21 protein-coding genes and 1 tRNA gene are annotated in these 21,879 nt (G+C 71.3%); 14 read left to right on the top strand and 8 right to left on the bottom strand.

The window, feature by feature from the left end:
• Nucleotides 1-165 precede the first annotated feature (165 nt).
• Genes AB0M35_RS03070 through AB0M35_RS03055 form a run of 4 tightly spaced genes read left to right on the top strand, consistent with a single transcriptional unit; the run spans nt 166 to nt 2,978 of the window.
• Nucleotides 166-687 carry a sigma-70 family RNA polymerase sigma factor gene (locus tag AB0M35_RS03070; protein WP_363741872.1) on the top strand — a complete coding sequence of 174 codons (522 nt, stop codon included), beginning with the start codon at nt 166-168 and terminating at the stop codon, nt 685-687.
• Nucleotides 684-1,172: a MauE/DoxX family redox-associated membrane protein gene (locus AB0M35_RS03065; protein ID WP_363740784.1), complete on the top strand. Its 489-nt coding sequence runs from the start codon at nt 684-686 to the stop codon at nt 1,170-1,172. Before AB0M35_RS03070 ends, AB0M35_RS03065 begins: the two co-directional genes overlap by 4 nt.
• Nucleotides 1,165-1,881, top strand: coding sequence for a thioredoxin domain-containing protein (locus AB0M35_RS03060; protein ID WP_363740781.1), 717 nt, complete (start codon nt 1,165-1,167; stop codon nt 1,879-1,881). The genes AB0M35_RS03065 and AB0M35_RS03060 overlap by 8 nt, the downstream gene beginning before the upstream one ends.
• On the top strand, nt 1,878-2,978 hold the full coding sequence (locus AB0M35_RS03055) for a hypothetical protein (protein ID WP_363740778.1): 1,101 nt from the start codon (nt 1,878-1,880) through the stop codon (nt 2,976-2,978). The genes AB0M35_RS03060 and AB0M35_RS03055 overlap by 4 nt, the downstream gene beginning before the upstream one ends.
• Here the strand turns inward: AB0M35_RS03055 and AB0M35_RS03050 are convergent.
• Genes AB0M35_RS03050 through AB0M35_RS03035 form a run of 4 tightly spaced genes read right to left on the bottom strand, consistent with a single transcriptional unit; the run spans nt 2,959 to nt 5,610 of the window.
• Nucleotides 2,959-3,723, bottom strand: coding sequence for an ABC transporter ATP-binding protein (locus tag AB0M35_RS03050; protein WP_363740775.1), 765 nt, complete (start codon nt 3,721-3,723; stop codon nt 2,959-2,961). The two genes, AB0M35_RS03055 and AB0M35_RS03050, sit on opposite strands and share 20 nt — an antisense overlap.
• Nucleotides 3,720-4,490: a cobalt ECF transporter T component CbiQ gene (gene cbiQ, locus AB0M35_RS03045; protein WP_363740773.1), complete on the bottom strand. Its 771-nt coding sequence runs from the start codon at nt 4,488-4,490 to the stop codon at nt 3,720-3,722. The genes AB0M35_RS03050 and cbiQ overlap by 4 nt, the downstream gene beginning before the upstream one ends.
• Nucleotides 4,491-4,495: 5 nt before the next feature.
• Entirely contained in the window at nt 4,496-4,897 is a 402-nt protein-coding gene (locus AB0M35_RS03040; protein ID WP_363740771.1) for a PDGLE domain-containing protein, read from the bottom strand.
• Nucleotides 4,894-5,610, bottom strand: a complete 717-nt coding sequence (locus AB0M35_RS03035) for an energy-coupling factor ABC transporter permease (RefSeq protein WP_363740768.1) — start codon at nt 5,608-5,610, stop codon at nt 4,894-4,896. The genes AB0M35_RS03040 and AB0M35_RS03035 overlap by 4 nt, the downstream gene beginning before the upstream one ends.
• Before the next feature lie 152 nt (nt 5,611-5,762).
• On the opposite strand from AB0M35_RS03035, the gene bcp reads away from it, so the two are divergent.
• From bcp to AB0M35_RS03020, 3 genes are all read left to right on the top strand, one after another.
• On the top strand, nt 5,763-6,239 hold the full coding sequence (bcp, locus tag AB0M35_RS03030) for a thioredoxin-dependent thiol peroxidase (protein ID WP_363740766.1): 477 nt from the start codon (nt 5,763-5,765) through the stop codon (nt 6,237-6,239).
• Between the two features lie 139 nt (nt 6,240-6,378).
• Nucleotides 6,379-6,464: transfer RNA gene (locus AB0M35_RS03025), tRNA-Leu, on the top strand.
• Between the two features lie 69 nt (nt 6,465-6,533).
• Nucleotides 6,534-7,085 carry a GNAT family N-acetyltransferase gene (locus tag AB0M35_RS03020; RefSeq protein ID WP_363740763.1) on the top strand — a complete coding sequence of 184 codons (552 nt, stop codon included), beginning with the start codon at nt 6,534-6,536 and terminating at the stop codon, nt 7,083-7,085.
• A gap of 120 nt (nt 7,086-7,205) precedes the next feature.
• Here the strand turns inward: AB0M35_RS03020 and AB0M35_RS03015 are convergent, their stop codons facing one another.
• From AB0M35_RS03015 to AB0M35_RS03005, 3 genes are all read right to left on the bottom strand, one after another.
• Nucleotides 7,206-8,228, bottom strand: coding sequence for an expansin EXLX1 family cellulose-binding protein (locus tag AB0M35_RS03015; protein WP_363740760.1), 1,023 nt, complete (start codon nt 8,226-8,228; stop codon nt 7,206-7,208).
• A gap of 65 nt (nt 8,229-8,293) precedes the next feature.
• On the bottom strand, nt 8,294-9,112 hold the full coding sequence (locus AB0M35_RS03010) for an MOSC N-terminal beta barrel domain-containing protein (protein WP_363740757.1): 819 nt from the start codon (nt 9,110-9,112) through the stop codon (nt 8,294-8,296).
• Nucleotides 9,113-9,116: 4 nt separating this feature from the next.
• On the bottom strand, nt 9,117-9,950 hold the full coding sequence (locus AB0M35_RS03005) for a class I SAM-dependent methyltransferase (protein ID WP_363740754.1): 834 nt from the start codon (nt 9,948-9,950) through the stop codon (nt 9,117-9,119).
• A gap of 113 nt (nt 9,951-10,063) precedes the next feature.
• Here AB0M35_RS03005 and AB0M35_RS03000 point away from each other — a divergent pair, with 113 nt between their 5' ends.
• From AB0M35_RS03000 to AB0M35_RS02970, 7 genes are all read left to right on the top strand, one after another.
• On the top strand, nt 10,064-11,134 hold the full coding sequence (locus tag AB0M35_RS03000) for an LCP family protein (RefSeq protein WP_363740751.1): 1,071 nt from the start codon (nt 10,064-10,066) through the stop codon (nt 11,132-11,134).
• A 115-nt stretch (nt 11,135-11,249) separates the two neighbouring features.
• A complete protein-coding gene (locus AB0M35_RS02995; protein ID WP_363740748.1) occupies nt 11,250-12,797 on the top strand; it encodes a sugar transferase in 1,548 nt (515 codons plus the stop codon).
• Between the two features lie 136 nt (nt 12,798-12,933).
• The gene (locus AB0M35_RS02990) at nt 12,934-13,896 is read left to right on the top strand and encodes a glycosyltransferase (protein ID WP_363740746.1); all 963 of its coding nucleotides are present in this window, start codon (nt 12,934-12,936) and stop codon (nt 13,894-13,896) included.
• Entirely contained in the window at nt 13,896-14,960 is a 1,065-nt protein-coding gene (locus tag AB0M35_RS02985; RefSeq protein WP_363740744.1) for a glycosyltransferase, read from the top strand. The genes AB0M35_RS02990 and AB0M35_RS02985 overlap by 1 nt, the downstream gene beginning before the upstream one ends.
• Nucleotides 14,957-16,324 carry an oligosaccharide flippase family protein gene (locus AB0M35_RS02980; protein WP_363740742.1) on the top strand — a complete coding sequence of 456 codons (1,368 nt, stop codon included), beginning with the start codon at nt 14,957-14,959 and terminating at the stop codon, nt 16,322-16,324. The genes AB0M35_RS02985 and AB0M35_RS02980 overlap by 4 nt, the downstream gene beginning before the upstream one ends.
• A 1-nt stretch (nt 16,325) precedes the next feature.
• Nucleotides 16,326-17,678 (top strand): O-antigen ligase family protein, encoded by a 1,353-nt coding sequence (locus AB0M35_RS02975; protein ID WP_363740740.1) that lies wholly within the window; start codon nt 16,326-16,328, stop codon nt 17,676-17,678.
• Between the two features lie 77 nt (nt 17,679-17,755).
• The gene (locus tag AB0M35_RS02970; RefSeq protein ID WP_363740738.1) at nt 17,756-19,861 is read left to right on the top strand and encodes an acyltransferase family protein; all 2,106 of its coding nucleotides are present in this window, start codon (nt 17,756-17,758) and stop codon (nt 19,859-19,861) included.
• A 36-nt stretch (nt 19,862-19,897) separates the two neighbouring features.
• On the opposite strand, the gene AB0M35_RS02965 is transcribed toward AB0M35_RS02970, so the two are convergent.
• Nucleotides 19,898-21,784 (bottom strand): trypsin-like peptidase domain-containing protein, encoded by a 1,887-nt coding sequence (locus tag AB0M35_RS02965; protein ID WP_363740736.1) that lies wholly within the window; start codon nt 21,782-21,784, stop codon nt 19,898-19,900.
• Nucleotides 21,785-21,879 lie beyond the last annotated feature (95 nt).

Genomic DNA, 21,879 nt, shown 5'->3' with positions numbered 1-21,879 from the left:
CGGGAAATAGTTCCCGGCGTGGTGCACTGCATTGGAAGGGCCGAAGGACCCTGCTGCTCAGCGCACTGCCGCGTAACCTGGGTTGTCGTGATCCCCGCCCCGCGCGACATCGCCGACTCCGACGCGGCCGACCGCCGCGCCCAAGAGTGCTCGGCGACGGCCGACATCGCCACCGCCGCCGCGTTGGCGGCACGGGATGGTGACCCGGCCGCCCAGGCGGACTTCGTCCGGGCCACCCAGGCCGAGGTGTGGCGATTCGCGGCGGCCCTGGTCGATCCGGACAGCGCAGACGATCTGACCCAGGAGACGTATCTTCGGGCGCTTCGCGCCCTGCCGACCTTCGAGGGGCGTTCGACCGCCCGTACCTGGCTGCTCGGCATCGCCCGGCGGACCTGCGCCGACCACCTGCGCACGGTGGTTCGGCGACGCCGACTGGCCCAGCGGCTCACCGCCGACGCGTACACGCAGGTGCCGCACCCCGACCCGGCCGGGCAGTTCGGCGCGGCCGACCTGGTCCGCCGGCTGCCCACCGAGCGGCGCGGAGCGTTCGTGCTCACCCAACTGTTGGGCCTGTCGTACGCGGAGGCCGCCGCCGTGGAGGGGGTGCCGGTGGGCACGATCCGATCCCGGGTCGCCCGAGCGCGCAGCGAACTGGTGAACGCCGTCGACGAGGCGCTGGCCGGGTGAACAGAAAGCTGCTGCCCTGGCTCGGGCTGGCCGTCCGCCTTGGGCTGGCCGCCGTCTGGCTGTACGCGGGCGCCACGAAGGTCGGCGACCTGGCCGCCTCCGGTCGGGCGGTGCACGCCTACCAGGTGCTGCCGTACGACGTGTCGGTGGTGGTCGGGGCGGTGCTGCCCTTCGTCGAGCTGGCCCTCGGCGTACTGCTGCTGCTCGGGCTGGCCACCCGACTGGTCGCCGGGGTCTCCGCGGCGCTGCTGGTGGTCTTCATCGCGGGCATCATCTCGGCCTGGTCGCGTGGGCTGGCGATCGACTGTGGCTGCTTCGGCACCGGTGGCGCGCTACCTGCCGGGCAGAAACCGAGTTATCTCCCGGAGATCCTTCGGGATCTGGGCTTCCTGGCGTTGGCCGGGTTCCTGCTGATCTGGCCCCGCACGGCCGTCTCGGTGGACGGCGCGCTGACGGGCGAACCGGTGGAGGACAAGGATGAGTAGTCGCAAGGGGCGCAAGGACGCGGCCCGCGTGGTCCGGGAGCAGTTGGCCCGGGAGCGGCGGCGCAAGCGGACGCTGTGGGTCTCGATCGGTGCGGTGGCGGTGCTGGTCGTCGCCGGTCTGATCGGCTGGAGCGTCTGGTCCAGCCAGAGTTCCGGGGAGTTCACCGCGCCGCCGGGCGCGACCGAGGACGGTACCGGCATCGTGGTCGGCAGCGGGCCGGTGACCATCGACGTGTACGAGGACTACCTCTGCCCGGCCTGCAAGCAGTTCGAGCAGACCAGTGGCGCGACCATTGAGCAACTGGTCAGTGACGGCAAGGCCCGGGTGGTGTATCACCCGGTGGCCTACCTGAACCGCTTCTCCAGCACCGAGTACTCGACCCGATCGTCGGCCGCGTCCGGCTGTGCCGCCGAGGGTGGCAAGTTCACCGAGTTCAGCAAGGCGCTGTTCGCCAAGCAGCCGCCGGAGAACGGTGCGCAGCTGAGCAACGACGAGTTGATCGACATCGGGGTCGAGGTCGGGTTGAACCGCGACAGCTTCGGCAGTTGCGTACGGGACGGCAAGTACAAGCCGTGGACCGCGCACGTCAGCGAGGAGGCGACCCGCGCCAACGTCACCGGCACCCCGACCGTCCTGGTCAACGATGAGCAGGTGCGGGAGTGGACGCCGGAGAACATCACCGCTGCGGTGGAGGCGGCCGGCCGGTGAGCGCCCTGCTGACCCGGGCCGGGCTGCTGCTGGCCGGCATGGTCACCACGCTGATCGCCACCGCCGCTCCGGCGGTGGCACACGGCGCCGACGCGCCGAACGGGACCGACTACCGGGTCGAGATCGGCGCCGTGGCCCCGGACCGCCCGCACCTTTCGGTACGGGTGATCGAGGCGGGTGCCCGGCTGGAGCTGACCAACACCGGCGATGAGCCGGTGGAGGTGATCGGTTACTCGGGTGAGCCGTACCTGCGGGTCGGACCGGACGGGGTGTACGAGAACACCCGCTCCCCGGCTACGTACCTGAACCGCACCATCGTCGGGGACACCGTCCTGCCGCCGGAGGCGGATCCGGCTGCGGCACCGCAGTGGCGGCGCGTCGAGTCCGGTTCGACCGCCCGCTGGCACGACCAGCGGGCACTGTGGCGCGAGGCCGGGCCACCCGCCCAGGTTCGCGCCGCACCGGACCGGGAGCACCGGGTACGCGACTGGGTGGTGCCGCTGCGCGACGCGGACGGGCCGGCGGAGATCCGCGGCACCCTGGACTGGGTGCCGCCGCCGGACGCGTACCCCTGGTGGGTGGCGGGCGTCCTCGGCGCGCTCGCGGTGGGTGCGCTCGGCCTGCTCCCGGCGGCCTCGGCCCCGGGCCGGCGGGCGCTGGCCGGTCTCGGCGTGCTGCTGATCACCGGCGGGGCAGCGGCCGTGCTGCTCGCGGTCGGCCGGGTGTTGGATGCCGGGGCGACCGGGGTCGGTGCGGTGCTGGTCGGGTTGCTGACCGGGCCGGTGTGGACGCTGTTGGCCGGGCTCGGCGCGATGGCCGCCGCCCGGTGGGCGCTACGTCGTCGGCCCGGCGCCGATTTCCTGGTGGCGTTGGCCGGTGCCTGCCTGGCGCTGTTCGCCGGGGTGACCAACGCGGCCCTGCTCGCCCGGGCCGTGGTACCGGTGTCGTGGCCACCGATGCTCGCCCGGGTGCTGGTGGCCGTGACCGTCGCGGCCGGGGCGGGGGCGCTCGCCGCCGCCGTGCTGCGGCTGCACGCCGCCGGCCGAGCGGCCGCTGCTCCCGCACCCGCCGAGGCGGCTACTTCCGGACGGGACTGAACGGGTACGGCAGTTCGAGGCGGTGCCGGGCGAGCAGTTCGGTGTCGCCGAGCAGTTCGGCGGTTGGTCCGTCGGCCACGATCCGGCCGCCGTCGAGGATCACCGATCGGTCGCAGAGTTCGAACGCGTACGGCAGGTCGTGCGTGACCATCAACAGGGTCACCGGCAGGGTGCGCAGGATGGTGGCGAGTTCCCGGCGGGCCGCCGGATCGAGGTTCGACGACGGCTCGTCGAGTACCAGGATCTCCGGGCGCATGGCCAGCACGGTGGCCACCGCCACCCGTCGCCGCTGGCCGAAGGACAGGTGGTGCGGGGACCGGTCACGATGCTCGGACATGCCCACCGCGGCCAACGCCTCGTCCACCCGGGCAGCGAGTTCCGCCCCGCGCAGCCCCAGGTTGGCCGGACCGAACGCCACGTCCTCGGCAACGGTGGGCAGGAAGAGCTGGTCGTCGGGGTCCTGGAAGACGATGCCCACCCGCCGCCGGATCTCGGCCAGCCGCGCCCGGTCGGTGTTCACGGTCAGGCCACCGACGGTGATGCTGCCCTCGGTGGCGCTCAGGATGCCGTTGAGGTGCAGCACCAGGGTGGTCTTGCCGGCGCCGTTGGGGCCGAGCAGGGCGACCCGCCCGCCCCGGGCCACCGTCAGGTCCACCCCGTGCAGGGCGACGTGCCCGTCCGGGTAGGCGTACCGGACGCCACGGACGTCGAGACTGGGCACGGTCGGTGGCACGCCCTGAATCATGTCAGCACGGCGGCGGTGGCAGCGACCGTGCCTGCCAGCAGCGGCACCGTCGCCGCGAGCAGCCACTGGCCGGGGGTGGCCGCACCGGCGCCCTGCCACACCGCCGGCATCCGGCCGGTGTAACCGCGCGACACCATCGCCAGGTAGACCCGCTCCCCCCGCTCGAAGGCGCGCAGGAACAGCGCGCCGACGCCGACGGCGAAACCGCGCAGCTGCCACAGGAAGCGCGGGTCGTCGCCCCGGGAGATCCGGGCGATCCGCATCCGGCGGGCCTCGCCGACCAGCACGTCGAGGTAGCGCAGCATGAAGGTGGCGATCTGGGTGATGATCTGCGGGCAGCGCAGCCGGTCCAGCCCGACGATCAGGTCGCGAGTGGTGGTCGTCGCGGCCAGCAGCAGCGAGGCCCAGACCCCGAGGGTGCCCTTGGCGAGAATGTTCCACGCGCCGTAGAGGCCCTCGGCGGACAGGCCCAGGCCGAGCACGTCGACCCGCTCGCCCGCGCCGATGAACGGCAACGCGAACGCGAAGAGCACGAACGGCAACTCGATCGTCGAGCGGATGAGCAACCATCGGGGACTCACCCGTGCCAGTGCCGCCACCACCGCGACCAGCAGGGCGTACGCGCCGAAGGCCCAGAACGCCGCGCGTGGGGTGGCGACCACGGCGACGGTGAACGCCACCATCGCCGCGATCTTCACTTCCGGGGGCAGCCGGTGCACCGGTGAGGTGGACTCCCGATAGAGCACGTGGGCGTGCCCGGCACCCACCGGCGCTACCCCTGGCTCGGCGCGGGTGTGCCCGACTGGTCCGCGTCACGCGCCCCGACCGGCTCCGGGCCCGCCCCGGTGCCGCGCCGACGGACCAGCCAGAACGCACCCCCGGCCACCGCGAAGGTCAGCAGTACGCCCAGCACGCCGGACAGGCCCGTGGAGAGGAAGTCGTTGTCGATGCCGGTGATGCCGTAGTCGGCCAACGGTCCACCGATCTCGTGTTCCTTCTCCTGCTGCGCCGGGCAACTGCCGCCGGTGATCTCACCCTCGGCGTCGAAGGTGCAGCCTTCCCGCAGCGACGAGTCCAACCCGTCGGGGTGTGGTGAGGCGAAGCTGCTGACCACGCCGGCCAGCAGCAGAGCGACGAGCAGCCCGCCGACGAGGAAACCCCGGAGACGCTTCACCGGACACCTCCGACGGTGGGGACGGTCGTCGGCGTGGCCGGTTTGAGGGCGCGCAGCGCGTACACCAGGTCGGGTCGGACCTTCGCCACGGTGACCACCGTGGTGGCGGTGATCAGGCCCTCGCCGATGCCGATGAACAGGTGGGACACGGCCATCGTCCCGGCCAGCCCGGCCAGGTTGCCGCCGAGGTCGGCGGTGCCGCCGAGCCAGTACTGCAACACGAAGCCCATGGCCGCGACCACCACGCTGACCAGCGCGGCGACGAAGGCGGTGACGGCCAGCCCGGCGGAGGTACGCGGCAGCACCCGCAGCAGCAGGGCGATCAGCAGGTACGCCACCGCCACGGCGATCACGGCCATGTTGGTGATGCTGAGCCCGAGCATGGCGACTCCGCCGTCGCCGAAGACGAGCGCCTGCACCACCAGCACCACCGCGATACACAGCGCGCCGACCCAGGGACCGACCAACATGGCGGCGAGCGCACCACCGAGCAGGTGGCCGCTGACCCCGGCGGTGAAGATCGGGAAGTTGAGCATCTGCACGGCGAAGATGAAGGCGGCGACCAGGCCGGCCATCGGGGCCAGCCGGTCGTCCAGGTCCTGCCGGCCACGTCGGACGCAGTACGCCAGCGCGGCCAGGGCGATCACCGCGAAGATCGCGGCGACGGGACCGTTGATGATCCCGTTCGAGATGTGCATGGCCAGACTTTCCACGTGACCTCCCACGTGACGGCGGGCCCGCGCTCGCCGGCAGAGTGAGCGTATTTCTCCCACCATGCTGTTGCCAATAGCTGGCAACAGCATGGTTTTGTCACGTCGGCCCGGCGCCCGGCGAGGCGGGGTCGGCTCAGCGGTATGGTCGGGCCATGACCGCACCCGCTCGCCTCTCCCCCGGTGACCCGGCGCCCGAGTTCACCCTCCCCACCGACACCGGCGATCAGGTCACCCTGGCCGAACTGCGCGGCCGCAAAGTCATCCTGTACGCCTACCCGGCGGCGATGACGCCCGGCTGCACCAAGCAGGCCTGCGACTTCCGTGACTCGCTCGCCTCGCTCCAGGCTGCCGGCTACGAGGTGATCGGCATCTCGCCGGACAAGCCGGAGAAGCTGGCCAAGTTCCGCGAGCGCGACGCGATCACCTTCCCGCTGGTCGCCGACGCCGACAAGGCGGTGCTGACCGCCTACGGGGCGTACGGCGAGAAGCAGTCCTACGGCCGGACGGTCACCGGTGTGATCCGCTCGACATTCGTGATCGACGAGGACGGCAAGATCGAGCGGGCGCTCTACAACGTCAAGGCCACCGGCCACGTCGCCAAGCTGCGCCGCGACCTCGGCCTGGACTGAGCAGCGTGATCGACTTCGTTGCGGCGCAGTGGCGGTATCGGGCCGACCCGCACACCACCACTTCGCCGAAACGGTGTCGATCTAGCAGTCGGAGGCCTCGACAGCAGACCGGGGCGACGCCCTAGACTCTCCAGTGCCGGCGGGAGTGGCGTAACGGCAGCCGCGGTAGGTTTAGGTCCTATTGTCCGAAAGGACGTGGGGGTTCGAATCCCCCCTCCCGCACCACCACACCTCCTCTGTCGGGCGCATCACGATCACGGGCGTCGGGCGTACGGCCCGGCAAGGATGTGGACCGTGAGTCTGCGCTTCGTACTCGATCCCGAACTGACCCCTGAGCTGTGTGCCCGCATCGTCACGCTCTGGGTGGACGTCACCAACGCGGGCGGCGCGGTCGGCTTCGTGGCACCGGTCACCGCCGACGAGGTGCGTACGATCGCCGACCCGACGCTGGCCGGCATCGCCGACGGTTTCGACCGGCTGCTGCTCGGTTACGACGACGACCGGCTCGTCGCCATGGCGATCTTCACCGATCCACGGTTCCACCTGAAGCCGCACCTGCGGGTGATCACCCGGGTGATGGTCCATCCGGACACCCAGGGACGCGGCGTCGGCGAGGCGCTGATGCGTACGGCCGAACAGGTCGGACGGGACCTTGGGCTCGCCGCGCTGCACGTGACCGTGCGCGACGGGCTGGGCCTGGACCGGTTCTACCGGCGGCTCGGATACCGGGAGGTGGGCCGGTGGCCCGGCGCCATCCGGGTCGCCCCCGGCGACGACCGGGACGAGATCCTGATGTGGCTGGGCCTGACCGAGGACCCGTCGGCAACGACCGACGCGAGATCCTGATGTCGCTGGGCCAGACCGAGGAGCCGTCCGAGCAGGCCGCGCCCGACTGAACCCGCGGTCCCGGCAAACGAGCGTCCGCCGTGGCCGACCACCTCCGCCACCCACCGCTCCGCTGAGCGGTCAGCCGCAACCCGGGGGCGCTGCGGCGAACACGGCCGCCTCCCCGGTCGCCGGGGGCGTGGTGGGCACCGTGGCGCCTGGCGCGTCCACCGGCACCAGGGCCGACGGGGACGGACTCGGGCGGGCCGACGCGCTGGTGGACGGCTTCGGGCGAGCGGTGGGCGAGGCAGGCACGGTCGGCGAGGCGGTCGGAGTGGGCGCGGTGGTCGACCCGCCCGAGGTGCCGCCGTACATCCGGACCGTGCTGCGCTGGACCTGGCCGGGCGCCATCCGGATGCCGGTGGCGGTGACCCGATGGCCACGGGTGTCGGTGACCCGGATCTGGTACGGACCGGGGCCGGCCCCGGAGTCGATCAGCCAGTAGTTGTAGCTCTCCCGGCCGGCCGCCCGCCAGCCGCCCGAGCTGCCCTGACGGACCTCGACGGCCCGCAGCGGATTGCCGTGCCGGGCGACCAGGACCGCGAACCACCACTGCGACGCGCCCTCCTTGATCCGGAAGGTTAGCGGGCCGGCCAGCGGCGGATCGACCACCAGGCGATAGCTGACGTCGACGACGCCCCGTACCGGGTCGGCGATCCGGGCGAACGCCTCCCGGGACAGGTCGAGGTGTCCGGGGCCGCACTCCGGGCACTGGTCTGAGATGAGGACCCGCACCTTGCCCTTCGGGCCGGTCACGTCGAGGTAGCCGCCGCAGGCCGCGCCGGCGGCGTACTCGTCGGGGCCGAGTGCGACGTAGAGCCGGTCCTCGGGAGCGGCGGGGTAGGAGCAGTTGCCGCCCATACCCGTCGAGTCGTAGAAGGTCGCCTTGCCCTTGTGGACGGTGCTGGCGGCCGGTGGTGCGAGCAGCGCGGCGGTCTGCGGTCGGATCGGCGCGGCGCAGGCGGGTGCGGCGCCCGAACGCAGCGCCAGAGTGAGCCCGAGGACCGTGGCGAGGGCGACCACGGCCCCGCCGGCCAGCCAGCGACCCGTGCGGCGACGCTGGGCTGTTGTCCGTGCGGCGGGGCCGTCGGTTCCGTCGGTCACGCGCACCGATGCTGCCGGACGACGGCCGAACCGGACAAGCTAACTAAGCGAAAGCTAAGACGAGGTCAACCGACCGGGGCCACCGGATCGCCGACGCTGAGCCGGCCGGAACCCAGGGGCACGAGGTTCAGCCCGAACAGCAGTTGACGGTCGATGTTGCGGTGCCGCGCGAGGGTGCGCAGCGGCTCCCGGCCGCGTACGCCGGTCTGCTGGTCGATGGTGGTGACCAGGCAGCGGGCTGACGGGCCGGCGGCGCGAAACGCGAGGCCGCCAATCCGCAGTTCGCGTCCCTCCCAGCCGTCCTCCGCCCAGGCCGGCGCTCCGTCGACCACCAGGTTGGGCCGGAACCGGCTCATCGGGACCGGCTCCGCGCCGACGTCGGCAAGCCAGTCGCCGAGTGCGGCCAGCGAGGCGGTGCTGGTCAGCAGCACCGGGTACGCGTCGGCGAAGCTGACCTGATCGCCCGGGTCGTGCTTCTTACGGCCCGGCTCGATGTGCCGGGCCGGCTCGGCGAGCCAGACCAGGCGGACCGGCCGGTCGAGCACCTGGCCGAGCCAGGCGTCGGCGGCCGGACCGGCAGGCAGCGCGTCGACCCGCAGCACCCGGCGGCGGAACGTGCGCACCTGCACCGGGGCCACGCCGGCCGGCTCCGGGACCAGCAGGTCCGGTTGACCGACGGCGCTCAGCAGTAGGCCACCGGGGTCGGGGCGGGCGTGCACCCGGACCAGCGCGGTGATGTCCCGCTGGGTGATCCCGACCCCGTCGGCGTCGACCAGCATCCACCGCCGGTCGCCGTCGAGCCCCCACGGCCGCACCTCGGTCTCGTCGTGGGTCAGACCGCGACAACCCTTGATCGGATACGTGTTGATCTCACTGAGCCGCACCCGGTCACCATGCCACGCCGATACCGTCCCCGGGGTACCAGTGGTTCGCCGGGGTCTCCCGGTAGGCGAGGAACCTGCGGCCGGTGCGCTCGGCGTGCCGGGCCAGCACGTTGGTGTGGGTGACGTTATCGGTGAGCAGCATCGCGCCGGGCGCCAGCTTCGGCTCGACGGCGTCGAACTCGCGCTTCTCGTACGCGCGGCTGTGGTCGCTGTCGTGCAGGAACAGGTCGACCGGCCGGTCCAGCGCGCTGATCGACTCGACCGAGTCACCGATGACCAGGTCGATCACCTCGGACCAGGGAGCCATCCGGGCAAGGTAACCAGCCTCGGGGTTGATGTCGATGGAGCTGACCCGGCCGGGGTGGCCCTCGGCGGTGTTGCGCAACAGGGCGGCCGCGAGTACGCAACTACCCAGCCCCTTGTCCACACCGGTCTCCACGATGTGCTCCGGTCGACGGGCACGCACGATCGCGTACCACCCGATCCGCCGCGCGTACCGGACCTGCTTGTCGGCCAGGCCACGGCGGGCGGCGCCGGCGGTGGCTGCGGCGATGTGCCGGCGCAGCGCGTCGTCCGATTCGATCTCGTCCAGATACGTGCGGACCTGCGCGACCGGCAGATCACAGACCACGCTGACGAACCAGGCGAGGTGGCTGCGGCTCAGCTTGGTCAGCTCGTACGTGTAGTTGTGGTGCTCTCGGGAGGCGAACAGCCAACGGGCCGAGGTGCGCAGCACCTTGACGTCGTGGCGAGCCACCGTGACCAGCCGCTTGGGGAAAGCGGCTACGGGGGCGAGGCGGGTGCGGGCGATGGCCCGACGCAACTTGACGGCGTCCACTGGTGGGTTGTACCAGACTGATCGAAACATGGGTGTAACACGATGGCCGAACGGCCCGATCGATTCGGCCTGCCGGGGCACCTCGCACACCTGGGGTTCAGTAGCATCGCGCCATGTCGAGTGGAGAGCAGGCCGGGACCGCCGTCCCGGGTCAGACGCTGCCGGCGGGGGACACCGACGGGCCCGGAACGACAGTGGACGCACCGGCGAAAAGACCGCGTCGGCGGTGGCTGCGGATCACGCTGATCAGCGTGATGGTGTTGGCGTTGCTCGGTGTGGGTGGGGTGGTGGCCGCCGGCTTCTACCTCAAGTCGGTCGAGTCGGACATCGAGCGGCTTGACGCGTTCGTGGGCATACCCGAGGAGACCCGACCCGAGGTGGTCGTCAAGGGCGCCTTGAACATGCTGATCCTCGGTAGCGACTCGCGGGATCCGGAGAGCACCGGCGGCTCGCGCGCGGACACCATCATCCTGGCGCACGTGCCGAAGGACCGCTCCGGCGCGCAACTCGTCTCGATCCCCCGGGACACCTGGGTTCCGATCCCCCGCACGAAGGACGGGCGCGGAGGTCGCGACGCGAAGATCAACGCAGCGTACGCCTGGGGTGGCCTGCCGCTGATGGTGCAGACCGTGGAGCAGTACACCAAGGTCCGGATCGACCATGTGCTGATGGTGGACTTCGCCGGGTTCACCGAGATCATCGACGCCCTCGGTGGCATCGAGATCAACTCGGCGAAGACGTTCACCTCGATCCACCCACCGTTCCGCACCTTCGAGCAGGGCAGGCAACGGATGGACGGGGCCACCGCGTTGGACTTCTCCCGGCAACGCAAGCAGTTCGCCGACGGCGACTTCACCCGGATCAAACATCAGCAGCAGGTCATCAAGGCGATTCTGGACAAAGCCGCATCCGGCGGAATTCTGACGAATCCCGCCAAACTCAATTCATTCGTCCGCGCCACGTCGAGTGCCGTGTCGGTGGACAAGGATACGTCCCTTGTCGACATGGCGATGGAGCTACGAAGCCTGCGCGGCAACGACCTGACCTTCATGACCAACCCGACCAAGGGAACCGGGCGGGTCGGCAGTGAGAGTGTCGTCTTCGACGACTCGGAAAAGGCGGCGAGCTTCTACGACGCCCTTCGCCGGGACGCGGTCAAGGAGATCCTCAGCGCAGGGAAGTAGGGCATGAATTGTCCCGGCGGTGGTGGCGGCTGTCACCGCCGCCGCCGTATCCTGCGTTCGCTCCGGTGGCTTCTCGCGCGTCAACGGATGTCACTCCACGGGGGAGGAACTGCACATGTCGAGGCAACCTGTCATGGGTTACCCGGCCACGCCGGTGCCCGACGAGGACGGGCCTTCGCCTCCGGCGCATCGATCCGCGTCGGCGGAGTCCGACAACGACGCTGAATCTCCACCCCCGAGCACCGCCGACCCGACGGGTTCGACACCGGCGGGCGACGACGACGTACGCCCGAGCCTGGACGTGACCGCGGTACTGCCGTACCCCGGTTCCCGTACCTCGACCCGCACGCGCGGGCTGCGCGCCTGGATGCTGACGGCGCCGGTCGACGTCGCCGCACTGTTGTCGCCGCTGCTGGTCAGTCAGCAGCACTGGCGCGGCACTCTCACCATGACCGTCCTGACGGTGGCCATCTTCGCCGCCGGAGGGCTCTATCAGGCCCGCCGTCACGTGAGCATCCTGGACGAGATCCCGAGTCTCTGCGGCCGACTGCTGGCCTCCTCGGCGCTCGTCGTCATCATCGCCGCGCTGCGTCACGGCTCCCCGGAGCACCTCGTCGAATTCATCCGCGGCATGGCCATCGCCGCCGTCTTGGTGCTCGCCGGTCGCCTGCTCACCCGGGAGATCGCCACCCTGGCCCGCCGGCAGCGATGGGTGGAACACAACGCCATCATCATCGGCAGCGGTCCGACCGCCGTGGAACTCGCCCGGCTCCTGCGCCGCTATCCCCGATACGGCCTGCGGTTCGTGGGGCACGTCGACAGCCCCTCGCCGACGACCCCGTCCGCGACGCCGCTGATCGGCACGCTCGACCAACTCGAACACCTGGTCCGGCTGGCCGAGTGCGATGTGCTGATCATCGCCGACCCGGAGTGCCCCGAACCGGTGCTGATGGAGATTCTCCGGCAGCCGAGGGTGGCCAACTGCGACCTGTGGGCAGCGCCCAGGCTCTGGGGATCCCGGTCGCACGGTGACCACATCGGCGCCATCCCGATCGTCAAGGTGGGCGACACGACCCTGTCGGGGCCGCACTGGGCGCTCAAGCGCGCCTCCGACGTGATCTTCGCCGGGTCGGCGCTGCTGCTGCTCAGCCCGATCCTGTTGCTCTGCGCAGCACTGGCGTTCCTCGACGGGGGCCGGGGGATCTTCTTCCGCCAGGAACGCATCGGCCGACACGGCAAGCCCTTCGACATCATCAAGTTCCGCACCATGCGGCCGGTCGACGAGCACGAGTCCCAGACCAACTGGTCGATCGCGCACGACCGGCGGGTGTCACCCATCGGTCGTTTCCTGCGGCGTACGTCCCTGGACGAACTGCCCCAACTGTGGAACATCCTCCGGGGTGACATGAGCGTCGTCGGGCCTCGCCCCGAGCGGCCGTACTTCGTCGAGAAGTTCTCCGCCGAGTACCCGAGCTATGCCATGCGCCACCGGGTACCGGTCGGGCTCACCGGGCTGGCCCAGGTCAGTGGCCTGCGTGGGGACACCCCGATCTCCGACCGGGCCCGCTTCGACAACTACTACATCGAGAACTGGTCACTGTGGTTGGACGCCAAGGTGCTCCTGCGGACGGTGGCCGAGGTGTTCCGCGGCGGTGGTCGCTGAGCGACCTGCGCGAAGTCCGTGCCGCCACCGGGCCGGACGGGTGATCCTCTTCCGCCCGGCGACGCCCCTCACCGACGTTTCCCCGCACCGCCGGCTCGGCACCGGGGACGCTCAGCCGAACTGCTTGGAGTAGCCGATGCCGGATGTTTCGGTAGTCATCCCGACGACGGGCAGGCCCAGCCTCGCGGAGGCGGTCGCCACCGCCCGCGACCAGCAGGGCGTATCCGTGCACGTGGTGGTCGTGTGCGACCTGGCCGAGGTACCGGCCAGCGTCGCGAAGCTGCGCGGCCAGATCGACGAGCTGGTCTGCACCGGCGGTGGCCGGCGGGGTTCGTACGCCCGGAATCTGGGGGTGAAACATGCCGCCCCCGGCAGCCACATCGCCTTCCTCGACGACGACGACGCCTGGCTGCCCGGCAAGCTCGCCGCCCAGGTGCCCGTCCTGGAACGGCTCGCCGGCCAGGGCTGGCTGCCGGTGGTGTCCTCCCGGACGCTGCAACGCAAGGCGGGAGGCGCGCCGCTGCCGACCGCCGTACCGACCACGCTGATCGCCGACGGGGCGCTGCCGGAGGACTACCTGTTCCGGCGACGGCACCTCGGCGTCGGCCGCCAGTCGTTGCCCACCTCGACGCTGCTGACCACCGCCGAACTCGCTCAGCGGTGCCCGTGGGACGAGTCGCTGCCACGGCACCAGGACTGGGACTGGCTCGTCCGGGCGGCGCGGATCCCGCAAGCGAAGATCGTGCAGATCGAGGAGGCGACCGCCGTCTACACCGTCGGTAGCCCGGGATCGATCTCGGCCGGCGCCGACTGGCGTACCTCCTGGGACTGGGCACAGCGTTGGGAGGGGGTGTGGGCACCGGAGACCTTCTCCGACTTCATCGCCGCCCAGACCCTGCGGTACGCGGTCCAGGCACGCGACCGTGCGGGCGTACGCGAGATGGTGCGCGCCATCCGCCGCAACCGTGCCCCGTCGGCCCGCAACGCCGTCCTCGCGGCGCTCGGGCTCGTGCCCCGATCGGCGCTTGAGCGGGTGGCGATGCGCGGCTCACGGAGCACCGGCGACAACGGTGCACTCCCGACGGGTGGGACGCGTTGATGCGTCTGCACTTCGTACTCCCCCAACTGGCGCCGCTGTACGGCATGGAACTCGCTGCGGCGCTGCTCATCCGGGGTCTGCACGCCCAGGGCGTCGAGGTCTCGGCGACGGTGCTGTCCGGGGCGGTCCCGCCGACCCTGGGCGACCTGGCGATCGACACGCTCGGGCTGAGCACCCGGATCACCCGCCTGATGGAGGCGGTGCCGCCGCTGCGACGCCGGCTCCAGGGCCTGCCGGCGGATGTCCGGATCGTGGCGAGTGGGCTGTGGGGCAGCGTGCCGGTCGGTACCGCCCTGGCCGGCTCCGGTCGCGGCTACGTCGCCTGGGAACATTCGCTGCTGCCGGAGCGGCTGCGCATCGACCGCCGGGTCCGCACGCTCGCCCGGCTGGCCCGGGTCCGAGGATTGCGACCGAGCCTCGTCGTCGCCGTCTCCGAGGGCGTTGCACGCACCGTCCGGCAGCTCGCCCCCGGGCAGCCGGTGGTGACGATCACGAACCCGATGCCGGCCGGCGCCTTCGTCGCCCCGCGTGCGGTGGCCGACCGGCAGCGGATCAGGCTGCTCACCACGGCGGCCTTCCGCCCCTACAAGAACCACTCGTGCGCGCTGGAAGCACTGGCGTTGCTGCCCGCGAATCATCACCTGACGCTGGCCGGCGACGGGGAGGAACGTGACCTCCTGCACGAGCGGAGCCGCCGGCTCGGGCTCGCGGATCGGGTCACCTTCCTGGGCCGGGTGCCCGGGGTGGCCGGGCTCCTGGCGGAGTCGGACGTGCTGGTGCATCCGTCCCGCGCCGAGACCTTCGGCTTCAGCCTCGTCGAGGCCGCCGAAGCCGGGCTGCCGGTCGCCGCGCTACCGGTACCCGCCCTGGACGAGATGATCCCGACGTTCGTGCCGGGCACGCTGGCGGCGGACACCTCGGCGGCGGCGCTCGCCGACGCGATCGTGCGGCTGACCGGCCAGGAACGCCCCGGCGTCGTGGACTTCGAGAAGGCGTGGCACGCCCGCTGCACCGAACTCGACCCGACCGCGGTGAGCGCCCGGTGGGTGGAGGCGTTGACGTGACGGCAGTTCCCGGCGACGCCGAGCGGCCGGTGGCCGACGAGCGCGACCGGCAGCCACCAGCACCGCGTCATCGGTCGCCGTCCGGCGTCGGGCGGGGGGACGGTTTCCTGCGCAAGTCCGGCAAGTTCTTCACCGGCACCCTGCTGCGTACCCTCGCCCAGGGGGCCCTGTTCGTGCTGTTGGCGCGGGAGATGCCGATCAGCACCTACGGCCTGTTCGTCGGTGTCACCGCGCTCGTCGCGGTGGTCTCGCCCTTCGCGTCGGCCGGCGCACCGAGCCTGATCATGCAGAACTACGCGGACGCACCGGGCGACTGGCTCAAGCACCTCGTTCGCGGCCTGTTCCTCTCCACGGTCTTCGGCTGCGCCGCCACCGTCCTGGTGGCCGCTGCCGGTGTCGCCATCTGGGGCGCCGACGTCGGTCTGGTCGACCTGCTCTGTCTCGCCTTCGCCGACCTGGTCGCCTGGCGGCTCATCGAGGCCGTGGCGGCGTCGATCCAGGTCCGTGGCCGGATCCTGCTCGCCGCGTTGATCCCCGCCCTGTTGCACATCTGTCGGTTGGCCGGCGCCGTCGTGCTGGCCACCGCGGCGGAGCCGATCACCCTGCACGACTGGGCGGTGACGTCGGCGCTGCTGTCCGTCCTCGTGTGCCTGCCCGTGATCGTGGGTGGCCTGCGTGGTGGCGGCCGGGGCACGGTCAGCCTCGGTGGTGCTCTGCGGCAGGCACGTACCGGGATGCTCTTCGCCGTCGGACTCGCGGCCCAGTCGATCTACAACGACGTCGACAAGGTCATGCTGTCGCGTCTGGGCACCCCGGAGAGCGCCGCCATCTACGCGGCGGCGTACCGGGTGGTCGACCTCGCCTACACGCCGGCGCGGTCGATGAGCGCGATCGCCTATCCCCGGTTCTTCGAGGCGGGGCGCGGCGGTCCACGGGAGGCGCTGCGGATGGCCCGTGGCCTGCTGCCGCGCTTCCTGGCGTTCAGCGTGCCGGTGAGCCTGCTGCTGGTCGGCTTCGCCTGGATGATGCCGCTGGTGTTCGGGGCCGACTTCGAGGCGGCCATTCCGGCGCTGCAAGGGCTCAGCGCGTTGCTGGTGCTCAAATCGCTGCACTATCTCGCAGCCGACGCGCTCTCCGGGGCCCGGATGCAGGGCCGTCGGACGGTCTGCCAGATCGGCGTCGGGGTGCTCAACATCCTGCTCAACCTGTGGCTCATCCCGGCTTACGGCTGGCAGGGCGCCATCGCCTCCAGCCTGGTCTGCGACGCGCTGCTCGCCGTACTGCTCTGGGGATGCCTCGCCGCCGCCGTGCGCCGCGACCGGGCCGGGGCATCCGCACAGCCACGTTTCATGGAAAGGGTCTGAGGTGACCACACTCTTCGGGGTCCTGCTGAGCGCGGGTGGTATCGCGGTAGCCGGGTGGCTGATCCACCACCGCCGGGCGGTGGCCGCCGCCTTCGGCGGCGGGGCCACCGCGATCGCGTTCATCGGATTCGCCGTACTCACCAACGCCGCGCCCGTGCTCGCCGGTGACCACTCCTCGGCGCTCATCGGCCTGCTGGTGTTCGCCCTGGTCGCCTGGTTGTTCCTCGCACGGCGTGGACGACTGGCCGGTCCGCCGGACATCTGGCGGCGGATCTGCCTGGGGCTGGCCGGTGCGATGCTCGTCTGGTGCGTCGCCGTCGACCTGCTCACCGGTGACGGGGTGTACGGATCGAGGATGCCGGCGTACGCCGCCGCGGGTCTGCTGTTGCTCGCGGTGTGGTTGCTGGGGGCCGGTGCACCGGTGAGCCTCGGCGCGATGGCCTACACCGGGCTGGCCGTGCTGTCGCTGCTGACGATCCCGACCGCCGTCTACGGGCAGGCCTGGCGGGCCTGCACCGGCGGGCAACTGGAGAAGTGCTCGCTGGCGGGTGGGCTGTTCAAGAGCTTCTACGACTCCGAGAACTACATCGCCCTGATCACCTCGTTCACCCTGGTGGCCGCCGTCTGCGCGCTGCGTGGGATGCAACGGTGGGCGGTGGTGGCGTTCTGCCTGCTGGTCATCGTCGCAACCGGTTCCCGGACCAGCTACCTGGCGCTGGCTGCGGTGGCCTGCTGGGTGTTCGGCGCCATGCTGCTGGAGTGGCGGCGACCGTACCAACGGATCAACTTCGTCCTCTGTGTGTCGCTGGTCATCGGCGCGGTCGCAACGGCCACCTATCTGACCTGGAGCGCGTCCAAGAACACCCTGAGCAACCGGGGCAACATCTGGATCCACGCCAGGGAGTACATCGCCGGTTCGGAGGGTACCGGCGTGGGCGTCTCGAAGTGGTATCTGCTGCGGGACATCGGCGAGGCACCGCACCATTTCTTCCACTCGGGCTACGTCCTGGCCATCTTCTCCGGTGGGTTCGTCGCGTTGACCCTGTGGGGCCTGCTGCTGGCCACGCTGCTGCGGGCGCCGGTCGTCGACGGCCGGGCGTTCTCCGCCAAGGCGCCGGTGGCGTTGTTCATGATCTACTCGTTCACCGAGGTGGTCTGGAATCCGCTCTCGGCCGACGGACTGACCTGGATCTTCGCGTTGCTGGTGCTGACCGTGTCCACGCTAGGATCGACCGGTCGCGTCACGGTCGACGCGTCGGCGACCGCCGGCCATCGTCCGGGTGCCCTGGCCAGGTTCCGCCGGTTGACCGGCCGACCGCCCCTGGGTCAGGTCACGACCGATGCGCGAGACTGATCGGGCAACAGCTTCGGAACCGTCGGCTCGGCCCCGGTTCGAGTGGGCCGCACATCCGCTGGTGTGAGGAAGGACCGATGTCGTCAGGCACCCTCACGACGCCGGTTGATCGTGCCGCCGCTCGGCGACCGCCGGCATCAGGGTCGGGCTTCCGCCCGGACATCCAGGGACTACGGGCCTTCGCGGTCGTGGTGGTCATCCTCGAACACGTCTTCGGTTGGCCGGCGGGCGGGTTCGTCGGCGTCGACGTCTTCTTCGTCATCTCCGGCTTCCTGATCACCGGTCTGCTGCTCGACGAGCACGACCGAAAAGGACGAATCTCCTTCGCGGACTTCTACCGTCGACGGGCCCGGCGCATCCTGCCGCTGGCGATGCTGGTGCTGCTGAGCACGTACCTCGCGTCGTCGTTGCTGTTCCTCGGCGAGCGGGTGCGGTCGACGGCCTGGGACACGCTGTGGGCCGGACTCTTCGCGGCCAACTGGCGTTTCGCAGCCACCGGCACGGACTACTGGCAGACCGACGGACCGGTCTCACCCCTGCGGCACTACTGGTCGCTCGCCGTCGAGGAGCAGTTCTACCTGTTCTGGCCGGTGCTGCTGGTGGCTGTGCTGGGCCTGGCCGCCCGCCGAGGCCGCTACGGCAGCGGCGCCCGATGGGCGGTGGGTCTGTTCCTCGGTGCGATCGTGGTGGCCTCGATCCTGTTCGCGCTCTGGGAGGTCGGGCAACGCCCGACGGTCGCGTACTTCTCGACCTTCTCCCGGGCCTGGGAACTGGGCATCGGGGCCCTGCTCGCGGTGGCCGCACCGCTGTTGGCCCGGATACCGGCCCCGGCCCGTCCGGCGTACCAGTGGCTGGGCCTGACCGGCCTGGTCGTCTCGGTGCTCGCCATCACCGCGCAGTCACCCTTCCCGGTTCCGGGTGCGTTCCTGGCGGTGATCTCGACGGCCCTGGTCATCGCCGGTGGCGTCGGCGGGCAGCGCCTGATGTTCCCGCTGACCAACCGGGCCGTCCAGTACGTCGGCGACATCTCGTACTCGCTCTATCTGTGGCACTTCCCGCTACTCATTCTGCTCGGCGCCGCGCTGCCCGCCGGTGGAGCCGCCATCGCGGTGCTCACCATCGCCGGTACGGCGCTGCTCTCGGTGCTCTCCTACCACCTGGTGGAGAATCCGGTCCGCCGGTCGTCCTGGTTGGAGCGCAGACCGCCGGGGACTCCCCAGCCCACCAGGGCGGCCTCGGTTCGCCGGTTCGCCGCTGCGGCGGCGCTGGCCGTCGCGGTGGTGGCGGTGACCGTGCCGGTGCTACGTCCGGTGTCGCAGGTGCCGCCGGAGGCGACGGCGGTCACCTCGCAGAGGGAACTGGCAGCGCAGATCGGTACGGCGTTGGCGGCCAGGGACTGGCCGGTGTTGACTCCACCTCCCGGCGAACTGGGCAGCCGGGGTTTCACCCCGGGGCAAGGACAGGGATGCCGGCCGGCGGTCCCGGGCGGCAACGAGTGCGTCGTCGGGACACCACGCCCGACCCGGTTGGCCTTCGTCGTCGGGGATTCCATCGCCACCGCCTGGCTGCCACTGGTGCGCGGCGTACTGGAGCCGATGGGCTGGGCGGTCCAGGATCTGACCTATGCCGGCTGCCCGTTCCTCGCCTCGGGCACGACCTCTCCCATCAATGCCATCACCCGGGCCTGTCCCGGCCACCAGCAGGTGGTACGGCGCCTCATCGAGGACTACCGGCCGAACCTGGTGATCGTGAGCAACGCCTACCGTCAGCGGTTCACCAGCACCGGCGGCAACCCGGCGCCGGCGGAATGGGAACGAGCTGCCCGCGCCGCCCGGGAGCACTGGCTCGCCGACGCGGGGAAGATCGTCGCCCTCCAGCCGCCGCCTCTCGGGCCGGACCCGAAGAGCTGCATCACCCGACTCTCCACTCCCGACGACTGCGTCTCACGTCTCGACGACGAATACCGGTCGTACGCCGAGGCCGACCGGCGGGTCTGGGAAGGCAAGGGTTCCTGGCACGTTCCCACCACGGACTGGTTCTGCGATTCCGAGCGATGCCCGATCTTCGTCGGAGGCGTCATCGTCCGACGCGACGGTAACCACGTCACGGCCGAGTATGCCCGCAAGCTGACCCCGTTGTTCGACGAGGCCCTGGCACCTGTTCTCGACGGACCGACGGACTGACGGCAGGCCGACCCGTCAGCGCCGACCGGGCGCGGGCTACCTGCTCGCGCGCAGCCGGGACCAGAGCAGCACGCCGAGCCCCGCCACGAGCGCGAGGCCGGCGGCGACGAGCACGGGCACCGCCCAGCCCGGTCGGGGGGACTTCTCGCCACCGCCGAACGCGACGGCCGTGTCGCGGTACGCCAGTGCCAGCGCGTTGGCCGGCGCCTGCTCCGCGACCTGCGCGAACTGCGAGGCCGCCTTCGCCTCGTCGCCGTTGAAGTACGCGTCGAGCGCGCTGCGGTAGAGCACGTCCGGCTCACCGAGCTTGTTCTCGACGCCGGCCGCACCGAGCAGCCCGCTCAACCGCGACACGGGCACCACGAGACGATTCGGCCGCTTGGGCGCCAACAGGTCGTTGTCCAGCATCCCGACCACCCGGCCCTGCGGGTCGATCGCGATCCCGCCACGGGAGTAGGCACCGACGTCCTCGCTGACCCGGTAGGTCGACGACTCGATGTCCACTTCGGTCACCTCGACGGCCTTGGTGCTCACCGTGTAGGTGGCGGAGCGGTATTCCGCATCGGTGGTGGCGTAGCCGAGGACGTGCAGCGCCGTTCCCGCAGCGATCGTGGCGGAGGCGTTCAGTTCGGCGGCGGGAAGGTTCGCCTGGTCGAGCTTGACCAGCGCGAGGTTGCCCTCGTCGAGGGAGAGCACCCGCACGACGGTGCCGGGAATCGCCGGGCCGGCCTTGAGGTCGCCCTTGGCCACGTTCAGCTGCCCGTGCAGGATGGCTGCCGGTTCGGTGCCCGCGTCGGGGCCGGTGAAGACACTGCTCGCCTGCCGACCCCGGACGTAGCCACCGACCTCCCCGGCCTTCAGCTTGCCCTCGGCGACGAGGGTGTCGGCCAGCGAACCGAGTGCGTGTTCGAGCAGGATGTCCGACGTGGGCGCCACGCACTGACCGTTGGTGAGCAGGTGTCCGTCCTGGTTGACCACGACGCCGGTGCAGCGACGGCTGAAGGTGAAGGGCTCGGGGTGCAGCAGGCCGTTGTCCTGCTTGTTCCGGACGTAACCGGTGAAGATGGCCTCAAGGAAGACCATGGCCGGCGCGGCCGTGGCGAGGGCGTGCTCGACGGGGCTGCGGGGCGCGGCCTCCGCCCAGGGCTTGAGCCCGGGTGGGGGTGGGGTCGCGGTCGGCGCGGTGACCACCGGCGGGGTGTCGCTTCCGCCCGCCGAGATGGCCCAGATGCCGGCGCCTCCGCCGATGGCGGCCACCAGCAGCAGTGCCGCGATCGCGATCCAGAGGCCACCCTGACGCTTGGGGGACGTCGACGGTTGGATCCGGCGGGCCGGCGAGCTGAACGGGTCGGGCCGCAGCGGGTCGTCGACGGCGGGGCCGAAGCCGGGTGAGGCCGGCGCGCCCGAGACCGGATCCGAGTAGACCCGCTGCGCGGGTATCGGCCCGGCCGACTGGGGAGCCGCGGACACCGGCTGCGGCGGGCCGGACGAATATTGCGGCGGGCCGGACGCCGGCTGCGGAACGCCGGAGATGGGCTGGGGGGCACCGGAAACCGGCTGGGGTGGGCCGGAGACGGGCAGCGGCGGGGACACCGCCGGTGGGGTGGACGTGGGCACGGCCTGGTACTCGACACCGAGCGCCCGGAACAGCTTCTCCGCCGCCGGGCCGGCCTCCGGGCCGTAGGCGACCCACGGGGCAGCCGCCGAGAAGTCGGCGTAGACGAAGGGGATCCCACCGGGCGTCTGGGCGAGGTTGTTCACGATCCCGGCGAACGCCTCGCGCCAGCCGGGGGCAGCGGCCACAGTGGCGTCCAGGACGGCGACGGTCACGAACCGGCCCTGCTGGTCGAGGGCCGCCCATGCCTTGCCGACCGGTGATCCACCCAGCAGATGGGTGTACCGGTAGGGGCCGTCCGGCTGCATGGCAACTCCCTCTGCTCAACCGCCGTGCGGATCCTACCGAGCCGCCGCACGTCACCCTGCCCGCCGGTGGCCGCCCTCCGGGTCATCGCCACGAA

The sequence above is a fragment of the Micromonospora sp. NPDC051196 genome, assembly GCF_040682415.1.
Classification (GTDB): domain Bacteria; phylum Actinomycetota; class Actinomycetes; order Mycobacteriales; family Micromonosporaceae; genus Micromonospora.
The sequence above is the reverse complement of the archived record's forward strand: the minus strand, read 5'-3'. Positions and strand labels throughout refer to the sequence as shown.